This is a genomic window from Gemmatimonadota bacterium (assembly GCA_026387915.1).
In the GTDB taxonomy this organism is placed as follows: Bacteria; Gemmatimonadota; Gemmatimonadetes; order Gemmatimonadales; family Gemmatimonadaceae; genus Fen-1231.
This window is the reverse complement of record JAPLKS010000010.1, coordinates 2,877-25,835: the sequence shown is the minus strand read 5'-3', so window position 1 is coordinate 25,835 and position 22,959 is coordinate 2,877. Positions and strand designations below refer to the sequence as shown.

Here is a 22,959-nt window from a genome sequence, read left to right as displayed (position 1 = left end):
GTCGCGCCTACGCGGAGGCCTCACGGCGCGATCGCGCGAGGCCCGCCGGGCGACGCGAACACGAGCGGATCGCGGCGCCAGCACCTTGGTGCACTTGTAGGTATTCCGAAATCAGCGCGTCAAAAATACCGTCCCACGTGCGACTGGCCGCCGTGGCATACGCGCGCGCCGCGAGCGTACGCCGCAACTCGGCATCGTCAATCAATCGGCCCACACGTTCCGCCAGCGCCGCCGCGTCGTGCGCGGGGAACTGCAGCGCCGTCTCGGTGCTCGCGAGCTCCGTCGTGGCTCCCCAGTCGGGCGCCACCACCGCGAGTCCGCTTGCCATCGCCTCGAGCACGACATTCCCAAACGTCTCTGTGGTCGACGGAAAAACAAACACATCAGCTGACGCATAAAACGCACTGAGATCGTCGCCGCCCAACTGCCCGGCAAAATACGTCCCCTCCGGCGCGGTCGCTCGGCAGCGCACGTCGGCTGGACCGTCGCCCGCCAGTGCAAACGCCACGCGCTTGCCATACCGCGCCATCACCTGGCGCATTCCCTCGAGCGCCACGTCAATCCCTTTTTCCGGGGCGAGTCGTCCCACATACACCACGAGCACCGTGTCGCGGTCTGCGCCGCAGCGGGCGCGCCACTCGGCGGAGCGAAACGATGGATTGAACCGCGCGTGATCCACCCCGCGCGTCCACACTCGCGTGTTGTTAAAACCATTGGCCTCGAGTTCACGCCGCACCATCTCGCTCGGCGCAAAGGTCCGCAGCCCCGCGTTGTGAAACCACCGGAGGAAGGGCCACCCAATGACGTCGAGTGCCGTAAGGTGATAGTGCCGCAGGTACGCCGTGAAATGCGTGTGATAGCTGGAGACAAAGGGCACGCGCGTCTCGTGCGCCGCCACAAGGCCGCCGAGTCCCACGCCAAATTCGGTGGCCGAGTGAATGAGCGTCGGCTTCCAACGGTCCATGAGGTCCAGCGCGCGCCGTCGCTCTGGCGCGGCCATGCGCAGCTGCGGATACGCCCAGAACGGAACGCTCGGCCAGCGCTCGACCTGTGGTTCGTTGCGCGCGTCCGGATCGGCCACCGTGACGATCTGCACCGCGCCGCCACGCGCCTCAACGGCACGGGTGAGGCGCTGCAACGTGCGCGCCACGCCGTTGACCTGCGGCGGATACGTATCGGAAAAAATGGCAAGCCGGAGCCCAGAGGCGTCCACGCCACCCTCGCGCTGCAACTCCGTCACGCCGCTGGCACCGCTTGCACCGCTACCACACCGTCCGCACGAGCAGCCCCGTCGCGATGGCAATCAACTGCCCCACCAACACATCGCCCGGATAGTGCACCCCAAGCCGAACGCGCGAGAAGCCCACGAGTGCGGCAAGGGCCAGCAGCGGTAGCGCGAGCGAATGAAAGTTTGCGGCGTGAATGAACGCGACACTCATCACGGACGTCGAATGCCCACTTGGAAAGGAGAAGCGATCCGGCAACGCCACGTGCGCGTGATTTGCCACGCGTTCCGTTGGGCGTGCCCGCACGACATTGCGTTTTATAAACTGGACGATGACGTGCGAAATGGCCAAGCTCCACGCGGCCTGCACCGCCGCCACCTTGAATGCGCCCTCAGCCAACACCAGCGGCACGAGCGCAAAGGCCACACTCGCCGCGCTGCCACCAATGTGCGTGAGTACCGTCCAGCACATGAGCGAAACACGCGAGGCCGATTCGCCAATCACCCAGCGCGCATACAGCGCGCGGTCACGATCATCCAAGCGATGAACGATTGGGCTCTTGAACATGCGGCTCAATTTAGCGCTCCGCGGTGAAAACCCTGCATTTAGTACCCCAGGCATGCGTGTCGCGTTCACCGGCATTAGGCCGCCACCCGCAGTGCGGAGAAGGCATGGGCCAGCGGGGTCCCTACGTAACTCGCCGGCTGCGGGATTCCGAGGGTCCAGAGGATGGTGGCCGGCACATCGGTCAACCGCACGTCCGGCCCCAGCGCACCCTGCCGCACCGCGCCACCCGCCAATACCACTGGGATCGTCGTATCGAGCGGATGCTCGCTGTTGTGGTGCGTGCGCACCGTCCCACCACCGCCATGATCGGCCATCGCCACCAGCAGCGTCGACGGATCGTTCAGGTCGACAATCCGCGTCAGGCGACCCAGTGCGTCGTCCATGCGCTGCGCGGCCGCACCATATTCGGGCGACATCCATCCATGCGAATGACCGGCGCGGTCCGCATCCGGCCAGTGCATCATGATCAAACCGCGCTGCTGTTGTTCGAGTGTTCGTTTGGCCGACGCCAGCACTTCCACGGCGCCACTCCCAAAGCAGCGGGATGTGCCAAAGCCCAGCACGCCACCAATGCGACCGGCGAGCCCGCCCATGAAGATCGGCATACCGGCAAGGAACGCCGCCGATGGCATCGCATGGTCCGCGAGCACTTTCGGCAACGGATGCAACGGACCGGTGGCGCGTGGCAGGTGGAACCGCTCGCTCTGCAGTCCGTGGCGCTCCGGCGCTGCGCCCGTCAGCAACGACGCCATCGCACAGGCGGTGACACTCGGCGTCACGGTGCGGCCGGCGTACGTCGAAGCGCCACGCGCCGCCAGCTGATCAAAGTGAAAGAGGTCGAACGTGGACACGGCATCCGACCGCAGGCCGTCGAGCACCACCAACACTACGCGTCGCACGGGAGAGGAATGAGCGTCTCGAAACACTGGCACCTCGGCAGGGGGTGGGGAACGCGCGCGTTGCTTCCTTCGCCGCTGAACTTCGCGGCGTCCTGCAACGGTGGGTTCACCGCACGGTCGCCATGTGGTAACGAAAGAGCGCCGCGCACGGCGGTTTCACTTACCGCGCCGTGACAAGACCGTCACACGACCTTCACGTAGCGACTCCATTGTCACGAACATGCGAGTTCTCTATTGCACCGACACCTGGCCGCCGCAGGTCAACGGCGTCTCCGTGGTCACCGCGTTGTCGGTGGCTGGCCTGCTCGACCGCGGGTGGGACGTGCACGTGGTGGCACCGCGATACCCGAGCCGTGCGACGGCGCCACGACCCCGCGCCACGCGCCACGGCGGTCGCACGAACGGACTTGGCATCACCACTCTCGCCAGCGTACCGCTGCCAGTGTATTCCGACGTTCGGCTCGCGGCACCACACCTCGGTAGCGTCGTGGATGCGGTCTCGCGCTTCAAACCCGACCTTGTACACTGTGCCACCGAGTTCGTCATTGGCCGCCTTGGCCAAATGGCGGCACAGCGCGCCGAGGTGCCGATCATTACCTCGTACCACACGGACTTCGGACGCTACGCCGCCTCGTACGGTGTGCCCTGGCTCCGCGGGAGCATCGAGGGCTACCTCGGCCGCTTTCACCGGCGCGCCGTGCGTACGCTCACGCCGTCGACCGTCTCTCGGGAAAGCGCGTTGGCGCTCGGCGCTCCGCGGGTGGACGTGTGGGGCTGCGGTGTAGACATCGCCACCTTCACGCCTAACCGCCGGTCCACCGCTCTGCGCGAACAGCTCGGCCTCGATGATGCGTTTACGGTGTTGTATGTCGGACGCCTCGCCCCCGAAAAAAACGTCGAGGTGGTGCTCGACGCCTTTGCCGCGGCTCGCGCGCTTCGACCAGATATTCCCATGCGACTGGTCATCGCCGGCGCGGGGCCGTCCGAGGCCGCGCTCCGCGCCCGCGCTGAACCCGACGTCACATGGATGGGCGCACTCGACCGCGAGCACGACTTGCCCGCCCTCTACGCCAGCGCCGATTGCTTTGCCTTTGCGTCCGTCACCGAAACGCTCGGGCTCGTGGTGCTCGAAGCGATGGCGAGTGGGCTACCGGTTGTCGCCGCGCCGGTGGGCGGGGTGCGCGAGCATCTCCGCGACGATTACAACGGGCTTACATACGCCGCGAATAGCGCCAGCCAGTGCGCACGCGCCATGGTGAGTCTCGCCAGTTCCCCTGCGCTACGGGCGCGACTCTCCGAGGGCGCGCTCCGCACGGCAACTGCACTCGATTGGCGCCGCGAACTCGACCGACTCGACGCGATCTACCGCGAATGCATGCCGGCGAGAATCAAGCGAGTGCCCCTGCGCCCGGCAGCGTGACGTAAAACGTCGCCCCCTCGCCCACGCGGCTCTCCACCCACACGCGGCCGCCGTGCGCCTGCACAATCCCCGACGCGATCGCCAAGCCAAGCCCAAGCCCGCCCTTCCGCGCCGTATTGGGCGACCGCCAGTGCCGCTCAAACACATGCGGCAACTCTTCGGGCGAGATGCCGGTGCCGGTATCCGCCACGGCCAGCAACACCCCACCGTCTTGCTCGTGCACGCTCACGCGCACTTGCCCACTGGCCATCGTGTGACCGATCGCGTTGGACACAATATTCGAAATCACCTGTACGAGTCGCGCCGCGTCGCCTTCCACCAACGGGAGGTCGTCGCCGTATTCCACGAGGAGCTCCACGCCACGCTCGCGCGCCGCGTGCGCCAACATCGCTAGCGCCGAATCCACAATGGCGCGCACTTCTTCGGGATGCTGCTCCATCGACAAGCGCCCAGCGTCGATCGCCGCCACGTCGAGCAGATCGCGAATCAGTCGCTCCGTCACATCAAACGCGTCGGAGATGGCGTTCACCAGATCGAGCCGCGCCGCCGGATCGTCCGGCGGACTCTCACGCAGCACGCGCGCGCACATGCCGATTGCATGCACGGAGTTGCGCAAATCGTGGCTCACCACGCCGAGCATGTCGTCGCGCGCCTTCGTGGCGTTGCGCGCCACGCCGAGCAACCGCGCATTGTCGATCGCAAAGGCCGCGCGCTCCGCCATCCGCGTGGCCAGGTCGAGATCGGCGGCACTGTAGCGGTGCGACCCGAGCGCGATGACCGTCATCACGCCCATCACTTCGTCGCGCGCTTGCAGCGGCACCAAGAGCAAACTGCGCGGCGCAAGGGCGCGCCACCGCGCGAGCACTTCTTCCGTTTCGCTGTGGGACTCGAGCCAATCGTCATCGACCTCGCGAATCATCTGCGCCTTGCCCGTGCGCAGCACATCCACAATCGCGGACGCGCTGTCCGGCCCCGGCGCGTCGAGTTGCAAGGCGGCCAAGGCGTCGGCGACCGCAGGCGAATCGCTGACACTTGTCACGCGACGAATCGCCCCGTCGCGCAGCACGTCCACCAAGCAGGCGTCGCCAAGTCGCGCCACGGCGAGTCGCGCGACCGCATCAAGCGTTTCGTCGTCTTCGAGCGTGCGCGTCAAATCGCGGCCGGCATCGGCCAGAAAGCGTTGCTCGTCTTCAATCCGTTTGCGCTCGGTGATGTCGCGGAGCACCACGGTGAAGGTCTGCTCCCCGGCCACGTCGAGTTTGAGGATGGAGGCATCGGCCGGAAACTCTTCGCCGTTTTTGCGAAGCCCAGATATTTCGCGACGCTCCCCCATCCGGCGCGAGGACGCCGCCCCCTTGGCAAAGCCGCCGATCAGCTGGCCGTGGCCGCTGCGAAACCGTTCGGGAAGCAACACCGACATCGGCTGATTGAGGACCTCGGCGGCGCGCCATCCAAAAATTGTTTCCGCACCGTAGTTGAACAGCACAATCCGATACTGCGCGTCAATGCTGATAATCGCGTCGGCGGCAATCGTGACGAGCCCCGTCACGCGCGCCTCGGAGAGCTCCAACGTTTCGCGCGCTCGATCGCTCGCCGTGAGGTCGGCCGACACGCTCCATGCGACGTACGCAATCAGCACGCCCGTGCCCACAACGAGCCCGAGCAACAGCGTCACGACCGTGGTGTGCTCGTCGCTCCACAACTCCATCGCGGCAATGGACCCGATGGTCGCCAGCGCAACGAGCGCCACAACGAGCGCAATAGAAATTCGGGCCTTTTCGTTGATTTTTGGCATGCCCTTCCAAGATAGACAACGGTCACGCGGGTGTCAGGCCATTCCCGACGCATATGTGTAGCTCGCCCGACAGACTCGGCGGAGAAGTAGGCGTACATCTCAGGACATCTCTATCCGTGTCGCATGAACGAACAGGCCAACTCCAAAACTGCCGTTTCAGTGCCGACCTCGTCCGTCTTCTCGTCGCTTTCCGCGCCCGTCCTGCTCGCCACGGACGGTACCCGCGAGGCGGCTGGTGCGGTGGCGGTCGGCGCGTCGCTGGCGCGAGCGCGGGCGGCCGTGCTCCGGATGATCACGGTCGTCGAGCCGGGGAGCTACCCGTATGCGGGCTCCGAGAGCGATCCCGCCCCTTTCAGCGATTCCGACGATCAGGCGACAGAGTCCAAACTGCGCGCCAGTGTCACCGCGCAAATCAAAGCCTTCCTCGGCGACGCATTGGCACGCGAGGTGCACTTTGCCCGCGGCCGAGTGGTGCCGACCATCGTGGCAGAGTCGCGGCAGGCGGGGGCGGGGCTCATTCTTTTGGGGCTGCACCCGCACAACATTTTGGCCCGATTGGCCGGCGAAGAAACGGCGCTCCGCGTGGCTCGGACCGCCGGACTCCCGGTCCTCTGCGTGGTGCCTGGTCTCCAGGCGCTGCCTCGGCGCATCATCGTGGCGGTGGACTTCAGCCCCGCCAGCACGCGAGCGGCCCGCGAAGCCGTCTGTTTGGCCCCAGAAGGCGCCACTATCGTTCTGGCACATGTCCGGCCGCCCGGAACGGCGAAAGACGCCGAGGGGCTCCGAGCGCACTACGCCCTTGGCGTGGGCGACGCCCTCACCCGGCTCCAAAATGGGCTCCCGAAGGACGCCAGAGTAACCGTTGAAACAGTTACCTTGGAAGGGGAGCCAGGACCTGAGCTGCTGGCCCTCGCCGAACGCTCTGGGGCTGAGTTAATCGCACTCGGCACGCATCGCCACGGCTTTGTGGGCCGGCTGGTGCTCGGAAGTGTGGTCACGGAACTGCTGCGGGCGGCGAGCGTCTCGGTGTTCATAGTGCCGCCGTCCGACAAGGACGGCCGCTAGCCCTGCCCCCCGCGACCGAGCCCGCCCGACGTCCGGGCCCGCTCGGGTCGCCCCCCCTACTCGACCAGCAGGCCGAGCCGGAGCGCGAACTGGACGTAGTCGTGGCGATGCCCCAGCCCGAGCTTGTCCTCAATCCGCTGCTTGTAGGTGTCCACCGTCTTGGGGCTGATGTTCAGCTTGTCGCCGATTTCTGGCGCCGAGTAGCCCTGCGCGACGTGCCGGAGCACGTCACGTTCACGCGCGGTGAGTTTCTCAAAACGCGCACGGTCTTCCTTGAGCGGATCCTTGCGCTGATACCCCTTGGCGAGCGCGCGCGCCGCTTCCGGCCGCACGTACAGGTCGCCGCGGGCCACCGCACGCACCGCGTCCACGACTTCGCGGTCGGGAGCCGTCTTGAGCACATAACCGCAGGCGCCCGCTTCCATCAGCGGCACCACGTATTCCTCTTCGGCGTGCATCGTCATGATGAGCACGCGCGAGGGGAGCTTTTTGGCGACAATCAGCTTGGTGGCTTCATGCCCGTCCATCGTCCCCATGGACAGATCCATGATGACGACGTCCGGGTTCAGTCGCTCGGCCAGCGCCACTCCGTCAGCACCATTGGACGCTTCCCCCACCACATCGAGGTCGCGTTCTTTGCCGAGGACAGCTTTAAGACCGGTGCGAACCACGGCGTGGTCGTCAACGAGAATGATGCGAATCAGGTCGCCAGACATCGTTGCGGGATGGGGTAAGGGGAGTAACTGGAATGTAAACCGTCGACGGTCACAAGCGACACCCCGTCGAGGGTTCTTGCCCAGCGGTGCCCCCGTGACGAGCGTACTAGCAGTGTCCAACCTGCTTCCCTGAGGTACGTCATGACCGAACCCACCGCTCCCTCGGCACCTCCGGCAGTCGAGAAAGCTGGGATGCTCGAAGACTACATCGACATTTTCATTGCGCCGGCCAAAGTCTTTGCGCGGCGTGTCGAGGCAAATGCTTTCGTCCCGTTCTTGATTGTTACCGTTTTGTTGATTGGCCTGTTTTACGCCAGTCGGAACGTGATGGAGCCGATCTTCGACCAGGAGATTTCGAGACAGTTGGCCAAGATGGCCAAGGACAACGCGGCGCTCGCCAAGCCGGAAGCGATGGAGAGCGCGCGCAAGGTGATGAACATTTCGTTCCAGTGGGGCGCCGTAATCGGAATGCCGGTCCTGCTGCTGGGGCTCGGCGTGATCGTGTGGATTGTGGGCAAGGTGTTTGGCGCCACAGCCACGTTTGGCACGGCCATGATGATCACCTGCTATGCGTGGGTCCCGCGCGTGCTGTCGTCTGTGCTGACGATGGTGCAGCTGCAGCTGCTCGACCCCAACAAGATTGAAGGGATGGCGGGGCTGTCGTTTGGACCGGCGCGCTTTCTGGATGCGGACGCCACGTCCCTTGGGCTCATGCAGCTCGCGATGCGATTTGACCTGTTCACGATCTGGACGACGGTGTTGATCGTGGTGGGGTTGGTCTCTGCGGGAAAGATGCCGAAGTCCAAAGCGGTGCCGGCGGGGCTCACGCTGTTTGTGGTGGGGTCACTTACGGCAATCTGGGCGTTGATCAAGGGCAGCTGAGGCTGCGACGCGCGTTATGCAGAGGGGCGGCGATCATTCGCCGCCCCTCTCGTGTTCAGCCGATGGTGATGTTGCCCGCGTTCGCCGCGAGCCAGGCGTCGAAGTTGTGAAGCGCCGGATTCAGCGCACGCGACAGCACCGGATCGCGATACCGCAGGAACTCCTCGCCCAGAATCTGCTGGAACTGGAACATGTTCCCCAGATCTTCGGCGCCGGGAAAACCCAGGGCGCGGTACGCGTCGAACGGCATGTCGTAGAAGTGGATCGTCTTGCCGAGTGCCTTGCCCATCTTCTCGGCCAGCTGCGGGCCGGTGAGATTCTCGCCGGAAATGCCGAAGCGCTGGCCGGCAGCGCTCGGCCCCTTCTGGAAGATGCCGTAGGCGCAGGGGCCGATGTCGGCGGCCGCGATTCCGGGGAGCGTGGCGCCACCGAGCGGGAGAGCGAGCGCGAACGTGCCGCCTTCACCAGCGCGCGGACCCATGCCGAAGTGGATGAAGTTGTCCCAGTAGAACGCGGCCATCAGGTACGAGGTGGGCGCCGCCTCCTTGGCGAACACTTCGTCCATTACGCCCTTGGAGTCGAAGTGCGGGCACTTGTACTTGCCGTGCAGGGTGGGGAGTCGCGTGTCGTCGAGCGGAATCCACTTGCGCACGTCCTCGAGCGTGGACCACACCACGTGCTGCACGCCGGCGGCCTTGGTGGCCCGCGCCATCGCGGTGGCCTGATTGCCCTCGCGGTCGGCGTCGCCGTGCTCCCAGAAATTCGTCACGCAAAAGGCGCCGTACGCGCCGGCCAGCGCTGCCGCGAGCGTCTCGGGCTTGTCGGTGTCGGCAGCGACTACTTCGGCGCCGAGGGCGGCGAGGGCTTTGGCTTTGTCGGAGTTGATGTCGCGCGTGATGGCGCGGGCGGTGAACGATCCGTTCTTGTCGGCGAGGATAGCGCGGACCAGTCCGCCCCCCTGCGCCCCGGTGGCTCCGAATACAGCGATGATCTTTCTGCCGGACATTATTACCCCATTGGTGAGTAGTCAGATTCTGAGCTAACTGTCTAAGGGCGCGTTTGGTTCCGCGTCCCTCGGGGCTTATTCTGGTTTGCTTTGGAGTTCGAGGCGGAGCGTATTGAGTTCGGCGTGCCTTGAGTTGCGCAGCGCGCCGCTGTGGACGCTGGCGATCCACTGCACAATCGGGAGGCCGAGTCCGCCTTCGGCTCGTTGCTCGGTGCCGACCGCCGGGAGCGCGAACGCTGGGCCGGCGCTGGTCACTTCGATAATGGCCGTGTTTCCTTCGGCGAACGCTTCGACGGTCACCGGTGCGTCGGCGGTGCCGTGGCGGCAGCCGTTCTCTAAGAGCTCGAGCAGCGCTTCTTGTATGAGCCCAGCATTGCCGCGCACGACTACATGTTCGGCGCGGCCAATCGCTAGCGCTCGGCCCGCCGCGGCCGCGCGGCCGCGCATGAGGTCGGTGCACTCGAGTACCACACCGTCGAGCTCAACATCGTCGTCGAGGCGCACGGCCTCTCCGCTGCGCGCTTCGGCCAGCAAGAAGAGTTCGTCCACGCGGCGGCGCATGCGTTCGGCGGCGGTGCGAATGCGTGTGAGTGCGGCCTGCGATTGTTCCAACGTGCGATCGGTGGCGGCGAGTTCGTGGCCGGCTTCGCCGAGGACGAGGGTGAGTGGGGTGCGGATTTGGTGCGCCGCCTCGCGAATGAAACCGCGGTTGCGGCGTTGGGCGTCGTCGAGGCGCGTGAGCAAGGCGTTGAACTCCGCGGCCAGTGCGCCGATTTCGTCGCGCACCATAGACTGCGGCAAACGTCGCGAGAGATCGCTCGGCGCAATATCGGCAATGGCGGTGCGGAGTTCATCCACCGGCTTGAGGGCGCGGCGCGCGAGTCCGTAGCCGCCCGCGAGACTGAGCAAAATGATGAGCGGCGCGGCAATCGCGAGCGCGCTGGCGAGCAACTCGGTGTCGGTTTCGATTCCTTCGGTGGAGGCAAACGACACCACGCCAAAGGCAAAGTGATATTTAGCGTCAATCGTCACCGCCGCTCGCACCGCGCTCGCGCGAAAGTCGGCGCCATTCACCTGCAGTTCAAAGCGCGGGTTACGCGCCTTACTCCAGGCCTGTAGCACGTGCGGAGCGGCCAGCGTATCTGCTGCAACGCCAATCTGGTGCCCCGAGGAATCGACAATCACAAAGGCGTCGCCATTGGCGGGCCATTCTTTTACCACCTCGGCGGCGGCGAGCACGAGCCCAGAGTCGGGCAACTCGCGTAGCTCGCGCCCCATGCCGGCGGCCACTCCTTCGGCCACGCGATCGATGCGCGCTTCGAGGCGGCGGGTGCTTTCGCGCCAGAGATAGCCGAGCGAGCCGGCGGCGAGTAGGCCGAGCGCGGCGACGAAGGTGAAGGCGAAGCCCGCGGCGAGGCGGATGCGGAGGCGGCTTAGGGGCATGGGCGAGCGCCTCCGCACACGAAGGATTCGCGGCGCCCGTCACCGACACTCGTCCGTCGCGTCGCACATCGTGACGCTCGCTCCAATCTCCACTGAGTTCGCGCTGAGCTACGAGGCATCCGTCCCCCCTGCAGGGCGGTCCGTGAGCACATACCCCGCACCGCGCACTGTGTGCACGAGTGGCACACAGCCCTCGCGGTCTACTTTGCGCCGCACGCGGCCCATGAGCACATCCACGGCGTTGGCCACGGGGTCGAAGTTGTCGTCCCACACGTGATCGAGGATTTGTGCGCGCGTCAACACGCGCCGCGGATTGCGCAGGAGGTATTCGAGCAGCGCAAACTCGCGGGCGGTGAGTGCGAGTGCGGCGCCAGCGCGCGAGGCGAGGCGTGTGGCGGGATCAAGCTCAAGGTCAGCAAGACGCAGCACTGGTTCGAGCGCGGCCGCTGGACGGCGCGCGAGGGCGCGAAGGCGCGCCATCAACTCGCTTACGGCAAATGGTTTGGCCAGGTAGTCATCGGCGCCGGCGTCGAGACCGCGCACACGATCGTTCACCGCATGGCGCGCGGTCAGAATAAGCACGGGCGTGCGATTGCCGCTCGCGCGCATCCGGCGGCAGACTTCAAAGCCGTCGATATCTGGCAGCCCTACGTCGAGAATCGCGAGATCATACTCGGCGGTGGCGAGCGCTTGCAGCGCGTCGGCGCCGGTGGCAACGGCGTCGGGAGCCCAGTGGGCGTCGCGCAGCACCCGCACGAGCAGGTCCTGCACTTCGGGTTCGTCGTCTACGACGAGAATGCGCATGGGCTAGAAGCTATCGCCGGTGAATCAATTTCTGCTGCCGCTTCGGGCTCTACAACCAACGGCAACGTCACTTCGAGCGCTTCTCGATCTCGTCGAGTACATCGCGCCACGGACGGCCTCGGGAAGGATCCGCCTCGCGCACCGCGAGCCGCCGATCAAGTTCCACGCGCTGCGAGTCCGACAGCTCGACCTGACGCTCCGGCAGGCTGTCCCACAGGTCCTCCGCGAGTTGGATTCGCTCCTCGGGAGACAGATGCGTGAAGTCAAAAACGGGTGAGGCCATAACCGTAAGCTGAGCACCCCGCTGGCCGAAGGCAAGCGGGGTGCTCCACACGTACCAAAAGCTCGCATAGCCACCGGCAAGGCGGCGAAGTGCCTACGGCTTTTTCGCCGGAGTAGCAGCCTTCGCGGGCACCTTCGCCTTGGCATCATCCTTCGCTTTCTCCGCCGCCTCGCCCTTCGGCGTCTCGTGCTCCACCGAAAGCACCTTCCCCGTCATCGCGTCAACGGCCACTTCGTCGATTCCCGACTTGCCCGCCGTCTCAAAGTCGAACGAATAGATGAGCTTGCCATCTTCCTGCTCCAGTTCCGCGCTCTTGAGCGTGGCCTTCGGAAACTTGGCCTGCGCCGTGGCGGTCGCTGCCTCTGCCGTGATCTTGGCCTTCTTGAGAAGGCCGGGCTTCTCTTCCTTCACGGTCACGCCCTGCGCGGCAATCGTGGACACCGCAATGAGCAGAGCGGGAATCGCCAGCGCCACATTTCGAATCAATCGCATAATCGAATCTCCGTTTTCAGTTGAGTCCTGCACTTGAGCCTAGCGCGCGCGGATGTCACGTCGATGACGCCAACCGGTGCCCGCGCCCGCGAATCGCCACGAGCAGAACCGGCACCACAAAGAGCGTCACCGGCGTGCTGAGCGCGAGCCCGCCAATCACCGCGAGGGCGAGCGGCTTCTGCAACTCGCTTCCCGCGCCAATCCCGAGCGCGAGCGGTAAGAGGCCAAACAAGGTGCAAAGCGTGGTCATCAAAATGGGGCGCAACCGCACACGCGCTGCCTCCCGAATCCCTGTTTCGAGATCCACGCCGTCGTGCACCATTCGGTGCCGCGTGAAGTCGAGCAAGATGATGCCGTTCTTCACAATGAGCCCGACCAACAGAATGAGCCCCATAAAACTCGACACATTCAGCGCCGTACCAGTGGCCAACAGCAGCGCCAGCGCGCCCACAAAGGAGAGTGGCGCCGCGAGCAGCACCACTAACGGCTCCACAAACGAGCGAAACTGAATTACCATCACGGCCATCACGCTGAGCACGGCGAGTCCGAGCACCACCAAGAGCGCATTGAACGCCTTCTGCTGGCTCGCGTAACGCCCGCCGAGTTCCACGCGAACCCCTTCGGGCGCCTTGTGCCCGTCGAGAATCGCTTTCACATCGGCCATCACTTCGCTGAGCGCGCGCCCTTCTACGCCGGCGGTGATGGCGAGCATCTGCTGTTGATTCTCGCGCAGATGTTCACTGCGCACATCGGCGGCGGTGAAAGTCGCCAGCGACGCCAGCGTGGCCGATTGACGTGAACCGGGTACGAGAATCGGAAGCGCACCCAAGCGGTTGGCGTTGAAGCGCACAGAATCCGGCGCGCGCACTCGCACGCCAATCGAGCGCACTCGCACGCCAATCGAGCGGTCATCGAGTCGCACATCGCCAGCCGCCACGCCGAGCAGCGCGCCACTCACGGCGCTACTCACCTGCTGCGCGGTCATCCCGAGCCGCGCGGCTTCGGTGGTGCGCACCTTCATTTCCATCTCAGCCGCAGGTTCGGCGATGCCGCCGTAATAGTCCGCGAGCCCGCTCACTTTTTCTACGAGCGGTCCCACCACCTGCGCATACTTCTCGAGCGCGGCGAGGTCAGCGCCATACAGTTTGATCTCCAGTGGACGCGCCGACCCCGAAAGATCGTCGAGCACGTCGGAGAGGATCTGCACGAACTCCACGCGAAAGCGCGGCACTGCGGTGGCGACTTTATCGCGCACTTCGTCGATCACTTTGAAAATAGTGCGATCGCGCTTCGACACCGGCTTGAGCCGCACCGAGATGTCACCGCGGTTCTGCGCCGTGGCAAAGAGCCCAAGCTCCGCACCGGTACGCCGCGACGTGCCGGTAATCTCGGGCGTCTCCGCCAATATCTTTTCGATGGTGTGCAATTGCCGGTCGGTTTCGGCGAGCGCTGTGCCGCCGGGGCTCCAGTAATCGAGAATGAACGAACCTTCGTCCATCTCGGGGAGGAAGCCCGTCCCCACAAAGGCATACGCCGCAGCGCCCGCCCCTACGAGGAGCAGCGCCGCCACAATCATCAGGCGCGAGTGGTGGAGCACCGCGCCAAGCGCACGTTCATAGCGCACGGAGAGCGCGTCGAGCGTGCGACCAATGCGTGCGAGGGGGCCTCCGCCGTGGCTTCCTACCGGCGCTGCACCACTCGCAGCCGCGCCGCTCGCAATCGCGCCGCTCGAACCGGCCACCACCTCACGCTCCGCATCCGCCGCCGTCAGGAACTGCTCGGCCATCAACGGAATAATCGTGAGCGCGAGCACCAGCGACACCAACACACTCACCGTGAGCGTGAGCGAGAGCGCGGCAAAGAACTGCCCCGTCACTCCCTCGAGCAACCCAAGCGGAAGAAAGACCACCACCGTCGTGATGGTGGACGACGTCACCGGCCAAATCAGCTCCTGCACGGCCTCGCGAATGGCGGCGGTGCGGTCGCTCGTGAGCTTCAGGTGCCGAACAATGTTCTCGGTGATCACCACCGCGTCATCTATCACCAGTCCAATGGCAATTGCCATTGCGCCCAGCGTCATCAGATTGAAGGTCTGCCCGAGCAACTGCATCAGGAACACCGTGATCGCGAGCGTCAACGGAATGGAGGTGGCGCTGATTGCTGTGATGCGCAGGTGACGCAAAAAGAGCAGGAGAATGATCACCGCGAGCGCCGCGCCAATGAGCATGGCGTCGCGCACCGAAGTCACCGCGTCGCGCACGAGGGCGGCTTGGTCGTACACGGGCTTGAGACGCACCCCTGGCGGGAGCGAGCGCGCCAGCGATGCGGCGGCGCTCGCCACACTGTCGCTCACGGCAATCGTGTTGCCGCCCACCTGGCGCGTGACATTGATCAGCGCGGCTGGGCGACCGTCGCCGGCCACAATGCGCACGTGATCTTCAGTCCCTGGCACCACGGTAGCGAGATCACGCACGCGCAGCGTTCCCTTCACTACCACATTGGCCACATCGTCCGCCGAGTGCGCTTCTTGTGCGGCGATCACTAGATACTGCTTGTAGTCGCGCGCCACACGCCCCACGGCGTCTACGGCAATCCCTTGGCGAATCGCGCTGGCGAGATCGTCGTACGTGAGCCCCGCGGCAGCGAGCCGCGCGGGCTCGGCGACCACTTCAATCTCGCGCACGTCGGTGCCCTGCACATCCACGCGCCCCACACCGGGAATCCGTGAGAGCACCGGCTTGATCTGATAGCGCGCAATGTCAAAGAGCGTTGCCGGATCGCCGCCCTCAAGGTTATACGAGAGAATCGGAAAAAGACTCGGCGTTAGCCGTTCCACTTCTATGGCGAGCCCCGCTGGGAGATCGCCGCGAATCTGCTCGACGCGCGTGCGCACCAACTGCAGCGCGTACGCCATATCCGTTTTTTCGTTAAACGTGATATTGACTTCGCTTCCGCCTCGAATCGAGCGCGACTTCACGCGCTCAACCCCCGGCACAATGCTCACCGCTTCTTCAATAGGGCGCGTGATCGCGAACACCACTTGCCGTGCGCCGAGCGCTGAGCCTTCTGCGACGATCGTGATGCGGGGGAAGGTCAGTTCTGGGTAAATCGCGGAGGGAAGCTTGAGCGCCGCCCAAATGCCCGCAGCACTGAGCAGCGCGACAGCGAGGTAGATGAAGCGGCGTTGAGTGGCGAGGACGTCGAACAGCGTCCAGCCGCGACGGGACTCGCTCACGGCTTGGCCGCGGGCTTTGGGGGCTTGGCGGTGCCCTTCTCGTCGTCCGCTTCTTTCGCGCCCGTGATGACTGTGGTGCTGTCATCCACGCCGTACGCACCCTTAGTCACCACGCGCTCGCCGGCTTTGAGCCCTTCGGAGAGCCACACCCCGCGATCGGAGCGCGCACCGACTTTCACCTCGCGCGAATGCGCGACCTGCTTTTCATCTACCACAAAGACCTTGAACCCTTCCCCCGTGGGAACGAGCGCCTCCGTGGGAATCATCACCGCATTCGCATGCTCGGCAATAGCAATGCGTCCAAAGAACGTCTCACCAATGCGCAGCGTGCGACGCGCACCGCTCACCTCCACGCGCGCCGACACCCCGCGGCTCGCACTGTCCACGGCCGCCGACACATCCGCAATGCGTCCCGACGCCACGACATCGCCCGCGCCATCGGCGCCGGCAAAGAGCTGCACACCCTGCCCCGCGTGCACGCGTGATGCGTCAGCGGGCGAGAGTGTGAGCAACACATCGAGCATCGCCGGATCGGCCACTTCAACGAGTGGCGCGCCCGCGTCGGCACTGGAGCCCAGCACCGCCGACACGCGCGTCACCACTCCAGCGATTGGCGAGCGCATCACCGAGAGTTCACGCGCACGTTTTGCTGTGACCGCATTGCTCCGCGCCGCCGCGAGTTCCGCAGAAGCCGCTTCCGCATCCTTCCGCGGCAGCACGCCCGCATCCGCGAGTCGCTTGGCACGCTCAGCGCTCTTCTCCGCGGCAGAAAGTGCGGCAGCGGCGCTTTGCAGCGCTGCTTCGAACGGCGCCTGCTCAAACTCTACCAGCGCATCTCCAGCCTTTACGGAGGCGCCCACTGACACGAACACCTTTGCCACACGCGACGGCCCCGGCGCCGAGAGCGCGGCCACGTGCCCCATGCGCGGCGTTACGGTGCCGCTCGCGTCCACCGTCTCCGTGAACTTGGCACTCGTGGCCGCTTCGATTGTGGCCACAACTTCGGCCGGCGGCTTCTTCTCCCCTTCGTCCTTTTCCTTTCCGCAGCCCACGCTGAGCAAGGCCAGGAGGAGCGGAGCGGCGATTGCGAGTCGTTTCATGGATTGGAACCGTTCGTGGTGAGCGTGAGCAGCTGCAGCAGACCGGCCGCATTGCGCGCCGCCGCCACGTCGTTGATGTATTGCGCCAGCGCTTCACGCGCCGTGCGCTGCGCTTCGAGCACATTCGGTAGCTCGGCGGCGCCTTCACGGAATGCGGTGAGTGACAGTGTGGCCACGCGGTCCGCACTTGCTACCAGTCGACCGCTGCGCGCCGCACGATCCGCCGTGGAGGCCGCCGCGCGCCGAGCGAGCGTGACAGCCGCGCCCATCTCAAGGCGCGTCTCGGCCAGCTGCGCGCGCGCACGATCCAGCTGCGCCTGCGCGCCCACAATGGCCGCGCTGTTGCGATTGAAGAGCGGCAATGGCAACGAGAGGCCAACCGTGGGGAGCGTGCCAGTTTCGCCGCCGGATGGGTCGCGCGCCTCCCAGCCCACGGAAAGTGCGGCACCCGACACCAATCGCCGCTTCTCGAGTGTGAGCGCCTGATCGGCCGCGAGCACATCCGCTTGCGCGGCGGCTACGAGTAACGGTGTTACTGCCTCCGCGCTGCCTGATGCAGCAGAACCAGCTACCGCCCCGTCCGCAATCGTCAGCGAATCACTCGGCGCCACGGTGACCGCGTCACCCGGGAGCCCCATCGTCACCTGCAACGCGAGGAGCGCGGACAGCGCATCGAGCGAATCCGCAGCCGCCGCGTTGGCCATCTGCCCTGCGCTCACTGAGGCGAGTTGCACGTCGAGTTCGCTGCCGTCCCCCGCGTCGCGGCGGAGTCGAGCGAGCGTGAGCAAGCTGTCGGCGTCCACGGCGGTGCGGTGCGACAGCCGCGCGCGCGCCGTGGAGGCAAGCGCGCGCGTGTAGGCCGTATCCACCTCAAACTCCAACGCGCGCCGCTCGTACGCAAAGCGGTGCTGCGCCGACGCGCGCATCGATTCTGCCGACCCCACCCGCGCCGAACGCAGCCAAGGGAGATCGAGCGGAATATCGAGCGAGTAGTGCTCCTGCGGCACCGATTTTGAATAGGAAATGCCAGCCGACGGGTTCTCGAACTGCCGCGCGGCCAGCAAGCCCGCGCGAGCCAGCGAGGTGTCGGCGCGGGCAATCGCCAAGCGCGAGCCGCGAGCGATTGCCGAGGCGATGGCATCGGCGCGGGTGATGCGGGTTGATGCTGAAGCAGCGCCCGCAACTCCGGCACGGGCCCCAGCCGCAGCGGACGCGCCAGACGCACCTGCCCCGCCCGCCTGCGCCGCGAGCCCTACCGGGCCCACCACCGCGGCGAGCGCGAGCGTGCCCGCCGCGGTCCAACGCACCGCACGCATGCCTAGCGTTCTACCACGAGGATCGCGAACGTCCCCGGCAGCATCGGCGCGCGCCCTGCACGGCCACCCGGCTGCGCCGGAGCGGGCGTGGGGCCGTACTCCACCGAGGCGAGATAGGCCTTATGCGTTTTGGTGTCGAGCGTCATGGTGCGTGAGCCACGCTGCGTGGGCGCGTCGCCGAGCGGGGTGTATTTGTCGGGCGAGTCCTGCTTGATGACCGACATCAGGCCGTTGCCGCACGAGGCGAACACCAAGTGCAGTTCTGGATCGTACGATACCGCGTCCGGACCGTCGCAGATCGGCACGAGGGCCACTACCTTACCCGTCTTTGGATCAGAAACCGCCATCTTCTTGCCGCCGCACACCGAGAATAGGCGGTTCCCTGCGCGGTCAATCGCGAGCCCCGACGGCCCTTCGCAGCCCGGGAGCCAATAGCGCTTGGTCTCCTTGGCCGCTTTGGTGTCAATCACGACAATCTGCCCCGTGTCGGATTCGAGGTTCACAAACAGCAGCCCCTTGCCGTCATTCTGCGCGAACTCCGGCTTCTCGCCGAGCGGGATGGTGCCCACCACTTTGCCAGTGGCCGCGTCGATGGCAGTGGCGTTCTTGCCGGTGCCATTGAAGGTGAAGACGCGCTTGGAGAAGTCGTCGTACCAGATCGCGTCCGGGTTGGCGCCCGTGACCTTCACGGTTCCAATGGTCTTCAGATCCTTGATGTCGAAGATCGTCACCGAGGTATCGCGCCCATTGCTCGTGAAGCCGCGTCCGAGCTCCGGCGCGAGCGCAATGCCGTGGATGCCGGCCGCGGGGGTGATCTCCCCGATCACCACGTCCTTCTCGAGGTCAATCACCACCGCCTTGCTGGCGTGCGACACATAGAGCCGGCGCGCCACGGGGTCTACGAGGGCGTAGTCCCACCCACCCTCCCCGCCCACGGGGATCTTTTTGACCACGTGATAGCCGGCCGCGGTCTGCGCTGCGGCGACACTGGCCAAGGAGACAATGGCGGCGCCGAGCAGGGCGGCGCGTTGGTAGAATGGGCGCATTTATGGGGTCCGGACGAGGGACGAAAACAAAATGGAGACCCCGGCGTCGGGGTCTCCATAGAATGTCCTGAGGGGATGTCAGGAGGATGACAGCCGCGTGGCACCGTTCCCCAGCATTATGCTGACCGTCGAAGCGAATCGATCGCCCAGTTTGTATACAAAAAGGACCCCGCTCGATGTGGCAGGGCCCCCTCTCTGCTAAATGTCCCGACTGAGAATCGAACTCAGAACCTACGCATTAAAAGTGCGTTGCTCTAACCAATTGAGCTATCGGGACAACCGAACAAATCAGCGGAACTGCACCTGCACGATATAAGCGTTCGGAGCACCAAACGCGGGAGAGAACTTCCACGACTTTGCGGACTCGAGCAGGCATTCGTCCACGAGCTCGCCCGCCTTTGAGGTCCACGTGCTCTCCTCCACCCGAATCACGTCGGATCCGACCACCGACATGTTCACCCAGAAACTCACGGTACCCGCGAGATACGGGTCTAACTTCTTTCCCTTATCAAAACAGGCGCGCTTTGGATCACGGGCCAAAAAGGCTACCGTGTCACGCAGCACCACACTTCCGACCTCGTACTTCTTGCCAAGCTTTTCCACCACTTTCTTGGCGTTCGGCGCCGCTTGGAGCACCGAATCGGCAAAGGCAGCCTGCTTCTGCTTGAATGCTGCAACATCGATCGGCTTCGCCTGCACCTCTTCGTCGCTCGGCGCCTTGTCCTTGCGGCAAGCACCAGCGAGCACGAGCGCGAAAGCCAACGTCAACACCTTTGAGATCTGCAGTCGCATAAATCTGTGTCCCCTGAAATCAAGCTTTGAAAATTAGCACACTGAACACCCACTCGGTACTCGAATCGCCAAGCAATCTCGCGTTACCAACGCCCGGCCTTACGGCTGCCGCTCAATCACCCACAAACGCTGTTTGACACTCGAGGCGCTCATTTCCACTCCATACGCCATCGGCGCCAGATACAAAAATATCACCGCCATCACCCCAACCAAACCCCAGTACCCGCGGGCACTCAATTTTGACCGAAATGCCCACGCCGCAGAGTCTGCGCTTCCCCAGCCGACCAGCGGCCCAGCTCCAAGCCCGGCGATCAACAAACTGAACACCAGCGGCATAAGGTAATGGTACAAGTACATCGGCCTGTGAATCAGCGCGAACGGCGCATAGTTGATGACATACCCCGCTAAGAGCAAAAAGAGCGTCCGCACCGGCACCCCAGCAACACGAAGAAAAACAGCCCATCCCGCCACTGCCATCCCCGCCAGCGCCCCAAACCAGACTACCGGATTCCCAAACATCAGAATCCACCGCTGCCGCGCCGCCGCCAGCCCACTTGGCGCCCACATCACAATCGAATGTTTGGCAATCGGCCAGGTGTACCAGGGCGACGACGGTGCACTCTCCTGCTTGCCGATGGCCGCATTCATATCCGACATCGCCTTGTGGATGTCAGCCACCTCGCGCCAGAGCGCCAACTTGGCCCCGTGTACGTGGTTCACACTTCCTTCGAGGGTCTTGGTAAACGCGTCGCTCATCCAGCCGTCCCCTGGGCCCGAATCAGGAAGCAAGGCAAAGTGCATCCAGAATGACCCCACGTACACCGCGGCCGCGACCAGCGCGAACCCCACGCCGTCGCGTAGCACGCTGCCTAGTGAACGCTCCCGAGCCGCCAGCAAGAACAGCCGCCGCGCGCCGATCACGCCGAGCGCCGAGAGTCCGGTCCACTTGATACTCACCGCCGCGCCCGCCGCAATCGCCGCAGCCAACAACCAGAGCCAGCGCCGATGTTGCTGCTCAGGTGCGTCACTCAGGACGTCACACAACAGTGCCGTGAACACCGCGAGCAACAGTGCACTGTCCGTCAACGCAAAGCGCGACTCCACGAGTAGCGCGTGATCAAACACGAGCGCCGCCGCCACAATCGCCGCCACCGGGCGACTCCCGCCCAACGCCCGCGCTAACGCATACACCACAGGCACAATCATCGCGCCGAAAATTGCCGGCACAATTCGCACCAGCGGCGCCGCATTGCGCTCCCAAAGTGCCATGCCGTTGTAGCCGAACAGCTTTGCCGTGGCGGCAAGGATCAATCGCCCAAGCGGCGGATGCACATCCACGATGTACGTGCCGTTCAGGTACGCGCCCATGAAATAGGTGTAGTGGTGCTCGTCCCACACCACGACTGGCGGATAGGTGATACTCCACAGCCGCGTCACCAACGCGAGCGCGGTGAGCAACACGAGCTCCGGCCGCCGACGCAGCGCATCGACGAGCGCGCGCATCAGGCGAGTGGTCCGAGTTCGGGAATCACGCGGTGCAACAGCGTGAGAAGCTCCCCATCCACCTGCTCCGCCTCGAGCCGCCGCTCCAACTCGGCGAGCGCATCGGCGTCGGCCACCGCAGTTCCCGTCACACGCACCACATTCACACTGGGGTGCGAGGTTGGCTCCAATGCTTCGGAATCTGCAATGAGTGCCTCATGCATTTTTTCACCAGGGCGCGTGCCAGTGAACACAATCTGCACGTCATCGTCGGGCGTCATGCCGCTCAACCGAACGAGGTCGCGCGCGAGATCTACAATCTTGATGGGGTTCCCCATATTGAGCACAAACAGTTCACCCCCAGTGCTCAACACCGACGCCTGCAGCACCAATTCCACCGCCTCGGAGGTCGCCATAAAGAAGCGCGTCATCTCGGGGTGCGTCACCGTGATTCGGCGCTGCGTCTGAATTTGCTCGAGAAAAAGCGGCACCACCGACCCACGCGACCCCAGCACATTTCCGAACCGCACGGCCGAATACACGGTCTTAGACTTCCCCGCGCGCTGCCACATCAGGAGCTCGGTCAGCCGCTTCGTGGCACCCATCACGCTCGACGGATGCACCGCTTTATCGCTAGAGATAATCACCACGCGCCCCACGCCCATCGACTCGCACAGGCGCAGCAACTCCAGCGTACCGCCCACATTGTTCACGAGCGCGGCCACGGGATTCTGCTCCATCAGCGGCACATGCTTGTACGCCGCCGCGTGATACACCACGTCCGGCACATGCCCGTGCAACGAGGCCCGAATGAGCGCCGCGTCGCGAATGTCTGCAACAATCGCCATCACGTTCAGCTCAGGATACTTTGCCACCAACTGCCGCTGGATGTGGTACATCCCATCTTCGTTGTGATCCACCAGTATCAGCCACGCCGGCCCACATCTCGCGCACTGCCGCGCGAGTTCCGAGCCAATGGAACCGCCGGCACCTGTCACCATCACAGTCTTGCCGCTGATCAGCCCATGCACGGCGGCGAGATCACTCTCCACGCGCGGACGGCGCAGCAAATCGTCAATGTCCACCGTGCGTAGCGCCTGCACCACCTTCGTACCGGCCGCCACTTCGCTCGGTGCCGGAACCAGCTTGGTCTGAATCCCCGCGGCCGATGAGGCGTCGAGCACGCGACGAACCAGTGCACCGTTCGGATTGCGAATGGCGATAATCACCAACTCTGCGCGGTGCGTCGCAATCAAAGAAGGCAACTCACTCACCGACCCAAGCACCGGCACACCGCTCAGGGAGCGACCATGCTTGGTGGCATCGTCATCCACAAAGCCCACGGGAAAGAGCCCCGTGCGCGCCGTGCGCAGATCCTGCAGCATCAACT

Annotated in this window: 20 protein-coding genes and 1 tRNA gene; 3 read left to right on the top strand and 18 right to left on the bottom strand. The window is 64.8% G+C overall.

Annotation, left to right across the window (positions count from 1 at the left end; translation table 11 throughout):
* Positions 1-7: 7 nt before the first annotated feature.
* From NTZ43_05675 to NTZ43_05665, 3 genes are all read right to left on the bottom strand, one after another.
* Entirely contained in the window at positions 8-1,240 is a 1,233-nt protein-coding gene (locus tag NTZ43_05675) for a glycosyltransferase family 1 protein (protein MCX5766696.1), read from the bottom strand.
* 22 nt (positions 1,241-1,262) lie between these two features.
* Positions 1,263-1,793, bottom strand: a complete 531-nt coding sequence (locus tag NTZ43_05670) for a phosphatase PAP2 family protein (protein MCX5766695.1) — start codon at positions 1,791-1,793, stop codon at positions 1,263-1,265.
* 74 nt (positions 1,794-1,867) lie between these two features.
* Positions 1,868-2,692, bottom strand: a complete 825-nt coding sequence (locus tag NTZ43_05665; protein MCX5766694.1) for an alkaline phosphatase family protein — start codon at positions 2,690-2,692, stop codon at positions 1,868-1,870.
* Between the two features lie 220 nt (positions 2,693-2,912).
* Here NTZ43_05665 and NTZ43_05660 point away from each other — a divergent pair, with 220 nt between their 5' ends.
* Positions 2,913-4,112, top strand: a complete 1,200-nt coding sequence (locus NTZ43_05660) for a glycosyltransferase family 1 protein (protein ID MCX5766693.1) — start codon at positions 2,913-2,915, stop codon at positions 4,110-4,112.
* Here NTZ43_05660 and NTZ43_05655 read toward each other — a convergent pair.
* Positions 4,081-5,907 (bottom strand): ATP-binding protein, encoded by a 1,827-nt coding sequence (locus NTZ43_05655; protein MCX5766692.1) that lies wholly within the window; start codon positions 5,905-5,907, stop codon positions 4,081-4,083. The two genes, NTZ43_05660 and NTZ43_05655, sit on opposite strands and share 32 nt — an antisense overlap.
* Positions 5,908-6,030: 123 nt before the next feature.
* Here NTZ43_05655 and NTZ43_05650 point away from each other — a divergent pair, with 123 nt between their 5' ends.
* A complete protein-coding gene (locus NTZ43_05650; protein MCX5766691.1) occupies positions 6,031-6,972 on the top strand; it encodes a universal stress protein in 942 nt (313 codons plus the stop codon).
* Positions 6,973-7,028: 56 nt separating this feature from the next.
* Here NTZ43_05650 and NTZ43_05645 read toward each other — a convergent pair whose 3' ends face one another.
* Positions 7,029-7,688 (bottom strand): response regulator transcription factor, encoded by a 660-nt coding sequence (locus NTZ43_05645; GenBank protein MCX5766690.1) that lies wholly within the window; start codon positions 7,686-7,688, stop codon positions 7,029-7,031.
* Positions 7,689-7,829: 141 nt separating this feature from the next.
* Here NTZ43_05645 and NTZ43_05640 point away from each other — a divergent pair, with 141 nt between their 5' ends.
* Entirely contained in the window at positions 7,830-8,570 is a 741-nt protein-coding gene (locus NTZ43_05640) for a Yip1 family protein (protein ID MCX5766689.1), read from the top strand.
* 55 nt (positions 8,571-8,625) lie between these two features.
* Here NTZ43_05640 and NTZ43_05635 read toward each other — a convergent pair whose 3' ends face one another.
* The 13 genes from NTZ43_05635 to NTZ43_05575 form a co-directional block, all read right to left on the bottom strand.
* Positions 8,626-9,576 (bottom strand): NmrA family NAD(P)-binding protein, encoded by a 951-nt coding sequence (locus NTZ43_05635; GenBank protein MCX5766688.1) that lies wholly within the window; start codon positions 9,574-9,576, stop codon positions 8,626-8,628.
* A gap of 75 nt (positions 9,577-9,651) precedes the next feature.
* On the bottom strand, positions 9,652-11,019 hold the full coding sequence (locus NTZ43_05630; protein MCX5766687.1) for a HAMP domain-containing protein: 1,368 nt from the start codon (positions 11,017-11,019) through the stop codon (positions 9,652-9,654).
* A gap of 108 nt (positions 11,020-11,127) precedes the next feature.
* Positions 11,128-11,823, bottom strand: a complete 696-nt coding sequence (locus NTZ43_05625) for a response regulator transcription factor (GenBank protein ID MCX5766686.1) — start codon at positions 11,821-11,823, stop codon at positions 11,128-11,130.
* Between the two features lie 67 nt (positions 11,824-11,890).
* Complete coding sequence (locus NTZ43_05620; protein MCX5766685.1) at positions 11,891-12,106, bottom strand: addiction module protein; 216 nt, start codon at positions 12,104-12,106, stop codon at positions 11,891-11,893.
* Between the two features lie 93 nt (positions 12,107-12,199).
* Entirely contained in the window at positions 12,200-12,598 is a 399-nt protein-coding gene (locus NTZ43_05615; GenBank protein MCX5766684.1) for a PepSY domain-containing protein, read from the bottom strand.
* A 55-nt stretch (positions 12,599-12,653) separates the two neighbouring features.
* Positions 12,654-15,833, bottom strand: a complete 3,180-nt coding sequence (locus NTZ43_05610; GenBank protein ID MCX5766683.1) for an efflux RND transporter permease subunit — start codon at positions 15,831-15,833, stop codon at positions 12,654-12,656.
* Positions 15,830-16,933: an efflux RND transporter periplasmic adaptor subunit gene (locus NTZ43_05605; GenBank protein MCX5766682.1), complete on the bottom strand. Its 1,104-nt coding sequence runs from the start codon at positions 16,931-16,933 to the stop codon at positions 15,830-15,832. The genes NTZ43_05610 and NTZ43_05605 overlap by 4 nt, the downstream gene beginning before the upstream one ends.
* Positions 16,930-18,249, bottom strand: a complete 1,320-nt coding sequence (locus NTZ43_05600; protein MCX5766681.1) for a TolC family protein — start codon at positions 18,247-18,249, stop codon at positions 16,930-16,932. The genes NTZ43_05605 and NTZ43_05600 overlap by 4 nt, the downstream gene beginning before the upstream one ends.
* A gap of 2 nt (positions 18,250-18,251) precedes the next feature.
* The gene (locus NTZ43_05595) at positions 18,252-19,295 is read right to left on the bottom strand and encodes a YncE family protein (GenBank protein MCX5766680.1); all 1,044 of its coding nucleotides are present in this window, start codon (positions 19,293-19,295) and stop codon (positions 18,252-18,254) included.
* A gap of 203 nt (positions 19,296-19,498) precedes the next feature.
* Positions 19,499-19,572, bottom strand: a tRNA-Lys gene (locus tag NTZ43_05590).
* A gap of 11 nt (positions 19,573-19,583) precedes the next feature.
* Positions 19,584-20,087 carry a hypothetical protein gene (locus NTZ43_05585; GenBank protein ID MCX5766679.1) on the bottom strand — a complete coding sequence of 168 codons (504 nt, stop codon included), beginning with the start codon at positions 20,085-20,087 and terminating at the stop codon, positions 19,584-19,586.
* A gap of 99 nt (positions 20,088-20,186) precedes the next feature.
* Positions 20,187-21,590, bottom strand: coding sequence for a phospholipid carrier-dependent glycosyltransferase (locus tag NTZ43_05580; protein MCX5766678.1), 1,404 nt, complete (start codon positions 21,588-21,590; stop codon positions 20,187-20,189).
* A partial coding sequence (locus NTZ43_05575) for a nucleoside-diphosphate sugar epimerase/dehydratase (GenBank protein MCX5766677.1) occupies positions 21,590-22,959 on the bottom strand: 1,370 nt, incomplete at its 5' end. The genes NTZ43_05575 and NTZ43_05580, both read right to left, overlap by 1 nt.